This window comes from Arthrobacter sp. 01T428 (assembly GCF_056398685.1).
In genome coordinates this window covers 1-12,531 of record NZ_JBFTPW010000038.1, presented here as the reverse complement: position 1 = coordinate 12,531, position 12,531 = coordinate 1, and the positions used below count along the sequence as shown (strand labels likewise).

Here is a 12,531-nt window from a genome sequence, read left to right as displayed (position 1 = left end):
AAACCTCGGCAGTGAACGGGCCTTCTGCCGACTCCTTCCGACGTCGGTGGCGTCCGATTCCCTGGAGCGGGCCCGACGGTGGCCACTTAGTGGCCCATTTGGGATCAGGCCTGTCCTCGTAGCTTCAACACGCTGGAGTTGACAGGGAACTGCAAGGGTGCTTCCCAGCTGTACGTGGGTGGCAAGAGGCAGTGGTTGAAGGTCAAGCACCGCGATGTCCTGGATGTGGTGGTTGCCGCCGTGACAGGTCCCATGGGCCGTCCGTCAACCGTTGTGGTGGGGCTGCCGATGCACGGGCGGTTGTGGATAGTGGGACGGTCCTCTGTTCTGAGTGCTGCAATGTCCAGGAACCTTGGTAGGTATCTGCGCCGGCCTGTGGGGAATCACCCTTGGCCCGAAGAGATCCCGGCGACATTGTTAGACCGGTTTAGCAAGGACAGGGAGCCCGTCCGGCTGACCCTGGTGGAGCCAATTGTCGTGGAAGTTTCTGCCGACGTCGCCTGGTCGGGCAGGGCTTTTCGACATTCAGTGCGCCTCCTGCGGGCGCGCCCGGAGCTAGACCCCGCCGATGTCCGGTTTCCGGACCGTCTAGCCCCCTAGGGCGTGTTGCTAAACCCGGTATCGCGGCGGTGGCTTTCGTGCGGCCTGGATCCACGGTCGGCCACGTTGCGCTCCTCTGTGGCGGTTGGTCGAAGCCAGGTCTCACAGGAGCACGACAGGTTCCCTCTGTATCGTCCTGCGGATGTGTACAGCCGAAACCCACCGCGGTCAATCACCTTGGGCTGTGGCCCCCTGACCACCATGGACCGAAACCGTTCCGCCGCGTTCACGGCAGGTCTGCTAGTCACCATCGCCGGTCGATCTTCCGCCGGCGGACCTTTGAGGCCTCGACCCAGACCTCGTCGAACGCGGCGCTTCCCAGAACTTTTCCTCCACAGCCGAAGTCTGGCACCACGGAACGACAGAATGCAGCGGGTTGGAACAGTGCTCAACGTGCCGGTTCACCCAAAACTTTCTGAGATTTCCGCGACACGATTCTGCCCGTGGCCGCACTGTATCCGTAGGGAGGGGTATGTCTGCCCGATACGCCCGGGCTGCTGGGGGATCCGGGGCTGCACGCTAAAGGCCGCCAGCGGTACGCTGGCGGCACGCTGGCGGCACGCTGGCGGCACGCTGGCGGCACGCTGGCGGTACGCTGGCGGCACGCTGGCGGCCTTTAGATCAATCGCTGCCGTGAGCCTACGCGGGGACGTCGAACCGCTGGCCTTCGGGTTTCTGCGGTAGGAGCATGAAGATGAGAAGAGCCAGGCCCCCGAGGAACGGGACGAGCCCGATGAGGATCATCCAGCCGCTGAAGTTCGCATCGTGCAGGCGACGGACGACAAGGGCCAGGGACGGGACGATGACGGCCAGGCCCCAGATGACCAAGAGGATGACGCCGACAATCGCGCCGGGACCGGGGACCATGGTTCCGGAGTCACTGACGGTAGCGCCCGCGGATCCTGCCACGGACATGATGATGTTCAGCACGATGCTCACCACGACGGAGATGAGGGTCCACCACCAGTATTCGCTGCGGCTGGCCCTGCCGGTGAAGGTGGCGTATTTCTTGAAGAACCGCCGGACGGCCTCGCCGATGGGCGCACCGTAGTACGGGTACCAAAGCGGGACGGCGCTGCCGGCAGGGACGGTCTGTTGCTGCTGGTACGACAATGGATCTCCTAAATAGACGAGTGATGACGATTTATCGTAGGGGTCCGAACCATCCGCAAGGTTGTCCTGCAGATGAAATTCCGGCGGCGTGTCGGAGAGAACCCTCAGACTTGGGAAAGCCGGATAGTGGGGTTTTACCATCCAGCCGGGGCCAGAAATAGTTGACAGAATCACTTCGGGCAGACGACTTTGCCGAGCGCGTCATAGAGGCGAAACAGGATATTCCTGTCGTAATCCCTCTCCGTCGGCACTTGGGTGGCAGGATAGGTGAATTGTTATCTTTAAGTTCACGCATTGGGGAGCCATGTTTGGAGACGGCAAGGCTAATTTATCTTTAACCAGGTCATCTGGGCTTCGGCTACCCAAATCCTGGCGGTGGCTGCTCCTGATCATCTTTATCGAAGCCGCTGTTGTGTTGACGATCGGCCTTCCTTTAGTCATGAGCGAGGGACCGTGGGGGCATTTTGTCTGGCCGGGGGTTGTTCCGGATGTTGTGGTTTTGCTGACGGCACCAATTGTTGTTTACGCCGCGACTTCTCTGGTGCGGCAGCAGCACCGGGAACGCTCAGCGGCTTCCCGGACTGCCCGCTTGATGGATACCGTGCTGAGCACCAGCCGCGAATGGCTGTGGGCCGTCGGTCCGGACGGGCGGTTCACTTTCTCCGGACCGGCATGCCTCGAGCTGACCGGCTATGAGCCTTCTGAATTGCTCGGCAGGCACATTCGACTGGTGCTTGATTCCGGTGATCTCACAGACGCGTTGCAGCCGGCACCGTCGAGTGCAGGGACCAGTACCAAGAGTGACGGCCTTGTCACTGTCTGCCGTCATCGAAATGGGTGCACTGTCCTGGTGGAAGTCTCAGGCAGGCCACTTACTGACGAAAGGGGTCGTTACGGCGGATTCGAGGGAACGATCCGTGCTCTGGATGCCGCGGCGGCTCAGGCCTTTGCGGCTGCTGAGACCAGGGCGAGAGTCGAGGCGATGATCACTGACCGCACCTTGCTGACAGCTTTCCAGCCCATCCGGGATCTCGCATCCGGCTCCGTCCTCGGAGCTGAAGCGCTGACCCGCTTCCTCAGTTCTCCAGGTATCTCCCCTGAGGTGTGGTTCGTCGAAGCTGCCTCTGTCGGGCTGGACGTTGAGCTTGAAATTCTTGCTCTGGAAACCGCCCTTGAGGCAGCGGAGGGACTGCCGTTACATATCTACGTGGCGGTGAATCTCTCACCCCGGGCCTGCCTTGACCGGCGATTGCCGAAAATTCTTGAGAACTCCCCCATCCCGACACGTCGAATCGTCCTTGAGGTGACCGAACACCATCAGGTCGTTGACTACGCAACACTCGCAGCGGCACTCACGCCCTTGCGGCGCTCCGGGCTGCGAATCGCCGTCGATGACGCCGGTGCCGGTTTCGCGTCCATGCGCCACATCCTTTGGCTAAAGCCGGACTTTATCAAGCTCGACCGCGACATCATCGCCGGAATCGACACGGATCCAGGCCAGCGGGCGCTTGGAGCGGCGATGGTCGGATTCGCAACGGAGATCAACGCTGCCCTCGTGGCCGAAGGAATTGAAACGGCGGCAGAATTGACTTCCGTTACCGCTCTGGGCATGGCCACCGGTCAGGGATATCTGCTTGGCAGGCCCTCGGTTAAACCGGAGGACTGGACATTGTGGGCCGAGAAGCGACCGGACCAAGGCTGGTCCCAAACCACGACGAGGCCCACCGCTGCCGATTAGAGCGGACGGGAGGGCAGCAGGTGCCACGCACCAGTTCTTATTCAACGGAGAGAAATCGGCTGCTCCTGATCTATTTGATACAGTGAAGAAGTCCCGCCGGTACCCCCCATTCCGGCGGGACTTTCTTTGTTAAACGACGCTCAGCATTATTCCCCTGCCACATTCGGCGCTTAGAACAGCCCGAACGGGATCCCTGTGGCGTATCGCAAGATCAGATACCAAACGGTCGATCTTCTCTTGCCGAGCGTCGGTGCTCATGGATTCCTCGGAGTTCCTGCGCCACATCCGCCACCGGTACCCTTATGCTAGGCCGAGCTTGGGCAAAGGCTCTGGTTAGACGGCTTTGATCGGTTGTCCGGCGAGATTCCAGTACGTAATGGTGTGTCCATTAGGGCAGAAGGGTCGCCCAATTCTCCGACGCTCCATATCGACACCGCCAACAGTCTCGATATACCAGGTCTCAAGCAACCGCGTACGGCATTTCGGGCACTTGTACTTCGACTTCCGATTCTCCATGATTCCCCCGGGGCATGTGGTCGGCGATTCACCGAGCATAGGACTCCAGATGACCGAGGGGAAGACCGAACGTTGGGCCACGGAACATAACCAGCGGGCCGACGGGGGTGGGTTCGTTGTAAGGTCCGATCGGAATAGAAGGGAAGGTGCACGGCGGTCTGCGCACCGGCGAACCGGCTGTTGCCCGGATCACATCCTCCGTTTAGTCTTTGTTCCGGGCCGCAGCGTCGCGGTTCCTGATCGGAAGAGGACTCATGACCGAAAAAATCCGGCTTCTCGTAAAAATGGACATCGATGGTGCCCAGGTCCGCATCACAGCCCAGGGGCATCTAACCTCCCGGAGCCTTCACGCCCTCTATGTTGTCGTGAGGCGGGCCAACGCACTTATGCTTGGCCTGGCCTTGGAGGTCGACGTCACCGGGGCCAACGTCGACCCCGCGGCCATGGAAGCGCTGCGCCGCTGCTCGCAATCCCACCGCCTTCCACCCCTGATCGATCCCCAACAGTCAGTGGTCAACATCTCCGTTTGCTCATTCGCCGACGCTGCGAGGGCAGCCTGACCGCAGATCGGAACCGAGCGGGCAGACACGGCCCATGGAACGCCCCCAGTGTGCACCCTTTCGAGGAGGCAATGGGTCGTGCTGCTGGCTTCCTGTCAACTGTGCTCAGATCCGGGGATGGCCGGAAGGCCAAGTGTCATGAAGACGCTGTGGGGGTCCGGCCGGTAACCGTTGAATGGCCCGCAAGGTGTGAAACCGTATTTGCTGTACAGCGCCCGGGCCGGTGCGAAGACTTGCTGCGTCCCGGTTTCCAGATACAGGCGCCGGTACCCGCGTTGGCTGGCTTCCTCGATAAGAACGGCGAGGAGGCGGGTTGCCACTCCTTGCCCTCGTGAAGACGCCGTCGTGCGCATTGATTTGAGTTCCGCGGCTGCCGGTGTGAGTTCCTTCAGCGCCCCGCACCCAAGGAGCATCCCCGACCTCTTGGCCGTCCAGAACGTGATGCCCGGACCAGTCAACGCCGCATGGTCCAGGGCGTGCACGCTTCCCGCGGGCGAAGCCGCGTACATGTCGTCCAGATGCTCGCCCAACAGGCCCTGGACATCTTCACGCGACGGATCATCGACCATGATCTGAATCAAACTCATTCCCCCTGGTACTGCGGATCCTTCGACATACCCTTGCCGGCCGCAGGGCCTGACCGGCATTAATGGGCTGCTCGGTCCCTGACGAACCCGGCAAGTTCCACGATTCTTACATACGTTTGTGAAAAGTCGCCTTCACCTGACCTGCAGTTCCAGGAACCAATCATCGGACCGCTGAACAGCAACCGCGGGGGGCAATCCCAGCGTGCTTCCGGACCGGCACCATGTCGCTATCGAAGTTTGGAAAATACTATGGGCCGGTGAGAGCGGCGATGACGACAATGACCGTCAGGACCGTCAGCACAGCCAGTACGACGTATCCGATCCACTTAGGGCGCGGTCGATGGGGGTTGATGTCGAGGTAGGGCATGGTCGCGGCTACTTCTCGCGTACCGGCAACGGCGCGTTCTTCCGCTTCGTATGCCACAGCACGAGCAGGTGAACGGAAAACATCAGCACAAATGAGGCGCCCAGGAAGATCACGAGGCCGATGGCATAGCGGATGAAATCCACGAAAAGTGCCTTTCAGTAGGACAACCCGCCGATGGTACCCAGAAGGTGTCCCACATACACAGTCAAGCTCAGGGTGACGCTAAGGAAAGCTCAAGATTTGCTTAATATTGCCCAGCGTATTCAGGTTTCCACCCTTGAACGCTCCCTGGCTTGTAGGGAGACATTCGCGGGATGGTCCCCCGGTCGGGGGTTCTGTAGAGGTCATATGCCTATTCGGCCGCGGCGTCCCCGTACTTGCGCCGCAAAGCCGCGTGGAGGGTCGCCGTCTCGTTCGGCCCGGGCTGCCTCTTTCAAACAGTTCATGCAAAGCCCGCCCTTTCCTTGTAGCTTGGGGACTAAAGGTCTGAATACCGCGTCGGTGCTGGGCTGACGCGGATTCTTGAAGTACACATGGGGGGCCATGAGCGACTTAGGCGTGGCTGTAGTAATAGAAGACGACGAGGACATGCGCAACCTGATCGGAGGAATCCTTCTCCAATGGGGTTTCGAAGTCCATACAGCATCCGGCGGCCGAGAAGGCGTTGAGGTGGTTCGGGACATCAACCCCGACGTCGTGACCGTGGACGTGGGTTTGCCGGACATCGACGGTCTCGAGGTACTGCGCCTGCTCCGGGAGTTCAGCGACGCCTATATCGTGATGCTCACCGGCAGGGCTGACGAGTCCTATCAGCTGACCGCCCTTCACGGCGGAGCCGATGAATACATCACCAAGCCCTTCTGGCCACGGGAGATGCGGGCCAGAATCACGGCGATGATGGGCCGGCCCCGGCCTCAGACCGCGGGCAGTCATGCCCCCGACCCCACAGCTGAGCCCTCTCCCTTCCGAGGCCCGTAAGAGAGTAGGTTCTCCGGCACAACGGGCTGGACCTGGATCGGGAGGCGGACGCCAACAGGGGGAGGCATTGCAGTGGAGCTGCGGGCAAGTCCGACTTCCTTCGAGAGCCGCGTCGGGGAGCCGGAACGATCCTGTCCCCGTCTGAACGCGCCGGCGCCATCCGCAGCGGGAAAAGAAGCCAGGGCGCCTAACGTCAATGACACGGACGAAAGTCCGCGGAGGCGTATCTCGAACCCCGCCGCAAACCCTGTGACGATCCGACCGCCTCGCTGGTTGCAGACTGTCCGCAAAAGGCTGCGAGGGACCGCCAGCTATCCGTCCGTCCTGATGTACCTGAGCTGCAGTTCTGTGACCGTCGCCCGGCCATGGGCCGCAATCACGGCCAGGAGGGCCGCCCCGTCACGCAGGTCCCCTTTCCGGACGGTAGCCTCCAACATCTGCGCGAGATGCGCCAGCCGTAACCCGCCGACCATGGCAGAAGAGACTTTCAAGCTGAGTACCGCGTCAAGGGCTGCCACCAGGTCCCCGCGTTCGACAGAAGCAACGAGGCGACGGTACCGCGGCCCCCACATGGAGGCATAGTCACGCGCAAAATTCCATGCCATGTCCGGCCGACCCAGCTGTTCTCCCAGCTCTTCCAGCACTGCCCCATCCAGCAACGGCAACTCCCGTCCGCTCCGGGACGGGCCCCCGCCCGCGGGAACCCTGAAGGATGCCGCTTCGCCGACGGGACCCGCACCGGGGTCGCCGGAGTGGGATGATGCTGAACTGGCCATCCTTCCAAAGTACGTGCCCCATCGACGGGATAGCCCGACATCGGCCGATCCTGCGGAAAACGTGGGCCTTCTCTGGGGCCGGGGAAACGGGTCCGCTCCGTCACACCCCGCGATGCCCACGGCCCGGTTGGCGGCCTCACCAGGTCCATGCTTTCAGTAGTTTCACCCCAGCATTCACCCAGTTTCGACCCCCACACCAAAGGTTCCCACAGGTTAATCCAAAGGCCGGATTAAACCCGGCTGCCAGCTGTTAGCTTCGAAAAGTCGATGAACCCACCGCACACCCGCGATCCGCGGAGAAGCAGCGCAATGCACCTTTGCTGCTTTCCTGTCCTTTCCGAGCTGCGTTGTTCTCGGCAGCGGCATCCAGTTGTACCTGGGGTTGCAACCGCCGCGGGGCCCGCTCAGGGGTGCCGGGCTTCCTAATCGAAAGAGAATCATCATGCGCAAGTCTGCAAAGATCTTCACTGCCTTGTCCGTCGCCGGCCTCGCCGTTGCTGCGGGATCCGCCTTCACCGGTACGGGTGTCGCCACCGCCGGGCAGGCCGCCGCGGCCCAGTTCGTTGGCGGTACGGTGACCCAGTCGGTCACCGGTGCCACCCTGAACAGCATCGCCTACGGATACAGCGACGCTCCTGCCAACACGTTGGTCAACCAGGTAACCCTGACCTTCGCGGATGACCACGCTGACGGCAAGATCCCCACAATTTCGCTTGACGGAGCCGCGTCGATCACATGCCTGGCCATAAACCCATCCCATATCTCCGTATGCACCGTCGCCACGCCCGTAAGCGTGGATAGCATCGCCGTGACCGTCCCGAGCTCCTAAGCTCCCGTGAGCGGTCGGCCCTCTTTTGGGCCGGCCGCTCACTCCCGTCCCCGTCCCGATAGGGGTTTTTCTTGGCACAGCGGCTGACGCACCGTCTGAGGGTCCTCCTCATCATGGCCGTCGCCGTGCTGGCAGCAGCTGCAGGGATTGCCCTCGCCAGCGGCCAGGCGGCCGTGGTTATCACGCATGGTGTCAGCATGAACCCCGTTTATTATCAGGGCGATTTGGTCATCGTCGCCCGGGCATCCTCGTACTCGGTGGGCGATATCGCCGCTTACAACCTGCCCGGCAAAGGCGAGGTGGCTCTGCACCGGATCATCGGCGGGAACGGTGAAGCGTTTATTTTCAAGGGTGATAACAACCAGTCGGTCGATCCCGCCAGGCCGCGCGGCGATGAGCTCGTGGGCCGGGCCGTGCTTCATGTCCCGCAGGGCGGCCTGTGGCTTGAAACCCTCACGAGCCCGCCGGTCCTCGGGTTGCTGGCATTCGCCCTGCTGGCTGGCGGCGGTGCCGCCGCAACTACCCGCCACCGGCGCAAACGAAGGAGAGCAGCCTTGTCCCGCCACATCAGTTCAAGCCCCGCCCCGGCCCTTGCCTTGGGGAGCCTTCCGTCCTCGCTGCGGATTTCCACTGTCCTTTCCATCGTCTTCGCGATGATGGGCATGGCCCTGGGAGTGCTGGCGTGGTACGGGCCGGTCGAGCAGCCGGCCACATCCCAGACCAAGACCGGCACCCGGATGGACTTCTCCTACACCGCCGACGTCGGACACAGCCCGGTGTACGACGGAACCACCGCGAATTCCCCGGACCCGGTCTTCCGTAAACTCTCCAACACCGTCGATGTCCACTTCACCTATCACGGCGACCCCGGAACCGCGACCGTAAAGGCAGACCTGTCCGCACCCGGAGGCTGGCACACGACCATCCCGCTCACCGGCCCCGAAACCTTCACCGGCCCGGGATATGAAGGCGAAATCACGCTGGACCTGAAGGCACTGGATGCCAAGGCACAGGCAGCATCAGCTATTACCGGGTTCCCCTCCGGACCTCTCACCATCGTCGTGACACCACAGGTCAAGTCATCAACGGGAGCCGAATTCCAGCCCGGACTCAAGCTCACCCTCACCCCGCTCCAGCTCGCTCTCGCCGGTGCCCCGGACACCCTGACCGTGGCCGACACCGCCACCACGGAGCAGACCGTCATGATGCCCCGCATGCTCGGGCTGAACGGCGTGAACATCACCGCAGTCGCGGCCCGCGTCGTTTCAGCCGTCCTGCTGCTCGCCGCACTGGTCATAGGAGCCGTCATCGTCGTCTTTGCGCGCCGCACAGCACCGGCGGACGAGGCCGCGGCCATCCGCCGCCGCTACGCTGCACTGCTGGTGCGTGTCCACCCCATGCCTGCGCCGCAAGGCCGTCCCGTCATTGACGTCACGACCTTTTCGACATTGGCCAAGCTCGCCGAACGCTACGGCCTGCTCGTCCTTCACTGGTCCCGCAGCGGCGTGGAGACCTTCGTCGTCCAAGACGAAAACATCACCTACCGCTACCGTCCGGGAGCAGAACCGGCGCCGGCCGAACCTCAGCCCGAACTGGCGGACCTCCAGCCACGATCCCGACACTGAGGGCCGCAAAAATGTTGGTCGGGGCACCGCGCGAACGCGGATGGTTGTAGGCAGCCTCACTGAGGGCGGAACAAGCCCTGCTTCGTTTGCTCGTCGCGGCGCGATGCCTCTAGGCTTGGTCAATCCGGCCAGCGCCGGATCCGCGCCGGTATGCGGCCCCGTAGGCTGGGGAAGCCGGCAGCCCAGCGGGCCGTGTACCCGCCTACGATTACACACTAAGCCCCTCACCGTCCCCCACGGTGAGGGGCTTTTTTATCCCGCGGGTCCAGTAAAACTAGGCCCGTCCCGCCCGAGTGGACGCGCCCCATCCAAATAATGAGGGTGTCCGGATTCTTTGTCCACGGCGCGCGATGGCTCATCAAATATGTCCGCGTAGCTGTGTCAGAAGAATCATTTGAGAATGCCCGCATAGCGGGGTGTCCGCCGGGCCTGCGCCCGCCGGTTTCGATGGGTCAATGCTCATTCGTGGAAACGTGCTGTTGGTACAGTGGTTCGGTCCCGTCGGTAACCCCATTCCGGCGGGACATTCGTTTGCCCTGGCGCAGCCTGGCCGCCACGCTGTTTCCAGCATCCGGATCTGGGTGGACCGCAACGGCTCGCCCGGGGTCCAGAGGCGCGCCCGGTCTTTTCTGTGGACAGCCGGGCGCCGGTTGTCCACAGCCCGTGGCTGGTTGGCCCGTGTGGTTGTGGGTATCGGGTGCACAACGCATCCGGGCGGCGCCGGCGGGCCGGTCGGGTGTCGTTCCTGGCTTCTAGGATGGGTTCCCCACTGGGTGAGGGGAAGGGGAAGCATGGAGGATGGACGGCGGCCGCGGGCCAGTGCCTGGCAGATCGCCGGCGTCTGGATCGCGGCTGCGGCGTTGCTGTTGACGGCGGCAAGGATGGGTCTGGATCTGTGGCAGATGGCAGGGCATTGACCAGGGGTGCTGTTTGGTGGTTAAGCAACCAGGGGCCGGCATGTGCCGGCCCCTGGGGTTTTCCCTCTGCAAAAGGAATCTATGGGTTCAGCTTAGCTGAACTGGTTGTGTAGTCCCTGACGACTTGGGCGGGGACGGTTCGGTGGTGCCACCGGCCGGCTTCCTTGCCGCTCTGGTGTGGGCGCTGGCCGGGTCTGGAGTCCAGTATGAATGCTGTCTCTGACATTGAGGTAGCGCGCGGCACTCCGGGGGCCGCGCTTGGTGGTGGCGGTGAATGGCGGGCCGCCGCTGGTGACCAGCAGCGTTGGTTCGCCCTGGTGCGGCGGCCCGCCCGACATTTCACGGTTCCCGGCCTGCGGGTGGTGAGTGGCCGGGGGCCGTGCCGGGCGGTGGGGGTTCCGCCCGGCACGAGGTGTTATTCCGCCGTTTCCTCGCTGGTTTCGGCGGTGGTGTGCTTGTCGAGGATGATCTGTTCGACCTCGGCAGGGGTGTATCCCCATGCCACGAGCTGGCCGAGGTAGTCGGCGTGCCGCTCGCTGGCCGAGCGCCACGAGTCCTTGACGATCGTCTTCTCGTACCCGGCGCAGACGAGCGCGATCAGAGAGATCTCGGGACGTGCCTTGCTCGTGGCGACGTGGTCCCGGAGCGGGTTCCATGCCCAGCGGTCGCTGTCTTCGAACTTTGCTCCGATCATTTCGGCGGCCACCTTGCCGTCGTAGCCGCTGGCCACTTCGGGGTGGTGGGTGATCGCGTGGACGGTGAAGTACTGCCATCCCTTCGGCGCGGTCTTGCGGGCCAGCAGGGTCTTGACCCAGTCGCGACGCACGGTCGTTGCCGATTCCATGGCCTTGTTGTTGGCTATCAGGGTTTTCCGCTCGGCTTTCTGCTCGTCGGTCATCGGGCCTTTCTGGGTCTGAGTGCCGCCGTCGTAGCGTTCGTACTTCGGTGTGAAGCCGAGTTCTGCCCAGCCGGTGATGACGGGCTTCGCGTTGTGCTGGCCCCGGTAGTCGGTGCTGATCACGTAGGCGTTGGCGTCCTCCTCGGTGGCCGGTTCTCCATCTGCCCGGTATGCCGCTGAGACGTACATGTTCTCCTCGTCGGCGTAGTTCCCGGCGTCCTCCACGATGGTCTTGCCCTGGGCTTCCAGTTCCGCGATCAGCGCCGCGAGGGCGGCGGCCCGCTCGCGCTCGTCGCGCAACTGCTGGGCTACGTGGAACAACTGCTCGGGTTCGTCCATGATGACCGATTCCAACTCAGCGATGGCTTCCTCATCCGACTCAAACTCGGCGAGGATCAAAGCTTCCTCGATGGTGCATCCTTTGCCTAGCGCGGTGGCTCCGGCCTCGGATGCCTTGGCCTTGAGCGCTCCCTCGACGGTGGTCTTGGTCCGGCCGGTTTTCTTGGCGATCTGGGCGGCGGACACGCCGATGAGGGAGAGCTGGTGATAGGCGTCGGCTTCGTCGGCGTCGGAGAGTTCCGTGCGCTGGATGTTCTCGACCACCTGCGTGAGGATGCGATCGGCTTCTTCGGGGCTGGCGACGACCATCACGGGGATGGTTCCGCGTCCGGCTTCGACAGCGCCGAGGGTGCGGCGCTGTCCCATCAGGACGTGTACGGTGCCGTCGTCCTTGCGGTGGGCGATCACGGGTTCGAGCACGCCGAGTTCCTTGATGCTTTTGACGAAGTCGGGCGTGAGTGCGGCGTCGCGCCGGACGTTGGTGTCCACGGTCAGGGTGGAGGGGTCGAGCATTTCCAGCACGGGTGTCTGGGTTTCGGTCATGGTTTTGGTGTCCTTTGCAGAGGATTGGTGAGGGAGCGGCGTAACCTAAGCCAGCTACTCTCGGTTCCTCCCCCGTTGTTTTTTGGCTGCTGGCGAAGCTTGCGGAGCTGTGGCCGACGGAGGCCTGTCTACCCGCAGGGCAAGG

Annotated in this window: 11 protein-coding genes; 6 read left to right on the top strand and 5 right to left on the bottom strand. The window is 62.9% G+C overall.

The window, feature by feature from the left end:
- Window positions 1-1,239: 1,239 nt before the first annotated feature.
- On the bottom strand, window positions 1,240-1,713 hold the full coding sequence (locus AC1DJB_RS23455) for a DUF805 domain-containing protein (protein ID WP_476910964.1): 474 nt from the start codon (window positions 1,711-1,713) through the stop codon (window positions 1,240-1,242).
- A 439-nt stretch (window positions 1,714-2,152) separates the two neighbouring features.
- Here AC1DJB_RS23455 and AC1DJB_RS23450 point away from each other — a divergent pair, with 439 nt between their 5' ends.
- Complete coding sequence (locus tag AC1DJB_RS23450; protein WP_476910963.1) at window positions 2,153-3,451, top strand: sensor domain-containing phosphodiesterase; 1,299 nt, start codon at window positions 2,153-2,155, stop codon at window positions 3,449-3,451.
- 770 nt (window positions 3,452-4,221) lie between these two features.
- Window positions 4,222-4,527 carry a hypothetical protein gene (locus AC1DJB_RS23445; RefSeq protein WP_476910962.1) on the top strand — a complete coding sequence of 102 codons (306 nt, stop codon included), beginning with the start codon at window positions 4,222-4,224 and terminating at the stop codon, window positions 4,525-4,527.
- A 95-nt stretch (window positions 4,528-4,622) separates the two neighbouring features.
- Here the strand turns inward: AC1DJB_RS23445 and AC1DJB_RS23440 are convergent, their stop codons facing one another.
- Window positions 4,623-5,108, bottom strand: coding sequence for a GNAT family N-acetyltransferase (locus tag AC1DJB_RS23440; protein ID WP_476910965.1), 486 nt, complete (start codon window positions 5,106-5,108; stop codon window positions 4,623-4,625).
- Window positions 5,109-5,489: 381 nt separating this feature from the next.
- Window positions 5,490-5,624: a hypothetical protein gene (locus tag AC1DJB_RS23435; RefSeq protein ID WP_476910961.1), complete on the bottom strand. Its 135-nt coding sequence runs from the start codon at window positions 5,622-5,624 to the stop codon at window positions 5,490-5,492.
- 415 nt (window positions 5,625-6,039) lie between these two features.
- Here AC1DJB_RS23435 and AC1DJB_RS23430 point away from each other — a divergent pair, with 415 nt between their 5' ends.
- The gene (locus AC1DJB_RS23430) at window positions 6,040-6,459 is read left to right on the top strand and encodes a response regulator transcription factor (RefSeq protein ID WP_476910960.1); all 420 of its coding nucleotides are present in this window, start codon (window positions 6,040-6,042) and stop codon (window positions 6,457-6,459) included.
- Window positions 6,460-6,770: 311 nt separating this feature from the next.
- On the opposite strand, the gene AC1DJB_RS23425 is transcribed toward AC1DJB_RS23430, so the two are convergent.
- The gene (locus AC1DJB_RS23425) at window positions 6,771-7,235 is read right to left on the bottom strand and encodes an Hpt domain-containing protein (RefSeq protein WP_476910959.1); all 465 of its coding nucleotides are present in this window, start codon (window positions 7,233-7,235) and stop codon (window positions 6,771-6,773) included.
- Window positions 7,236-7,677: 442 nt separating this feature from the next.
- On the opposite strand from AC1DJB_RS23425, the gene AC1DJB_RS23420 reads away from it, so the two are divergent.
- The 3 genes from AC1DJB_RS23420 to AC1DJB_RS23410 all read left to right on the top strand — a co-directional run bounded on the left by AC1DJB_RS23420 (window position 7,678) and on the right by AC1DJB_RS23410 (window position 10,606).
- Window positions 7,678-8,064, top strand: coding sequence for a hypothetical protein (locus AC1DJB_RS23420; RefSeq protein WP_476910958.1), 387 nt, complete (start codon window positions 7,678-7,680; stop codon window positions 8,062-8,064).
- 71 nt (window positions 8,065-8,135) lie between these two features.
- On the top strand, window positions 8,136-9,689 hold the full coding sequence (locus tag AC1DJB_RS23415; protein WP_476910957.1) for a signal peptidase I: 1,554 nt from the start codon (window positions 8,136-8,138) through the stop codon (window positions 9,687-9,689).
- Window positions 9,690-10,480: 791 nt separating this feature from the next.
- On the top strand, window positions 10,481-10,606 hold the full coding sequence (locus AC1DJB_RS23410; RefSeq protein ID WP_476910956.1) for a hypothetical protein: 126 nt from the start codon (window positions 10,481-10,483) through the stop codon (window positions 10,604-10,606).
- A 415-nt stretch (window positions 10,607-11,021) separates the two neighbouring features.
- On the opposite strand, the gene AC1DJB_RS23405 is transcribed toward AC1DJB_RS23410, so the two are convergent.
- Window positions 11,022-12,386: a ParB/RepB/Spo0J family partition protein gene (locus AC1DJB_RS23405; RefSeq protein ID WP_476910955.1), complete on the bottom strand. Its 1,365-nt coding sequence runs from the start codon at window positions 12,384-12,386 to the stop codon at window positions 11,022-11,024.
- Window positions 12,387-12,531 lie beyond the last annotated feature (145 nt).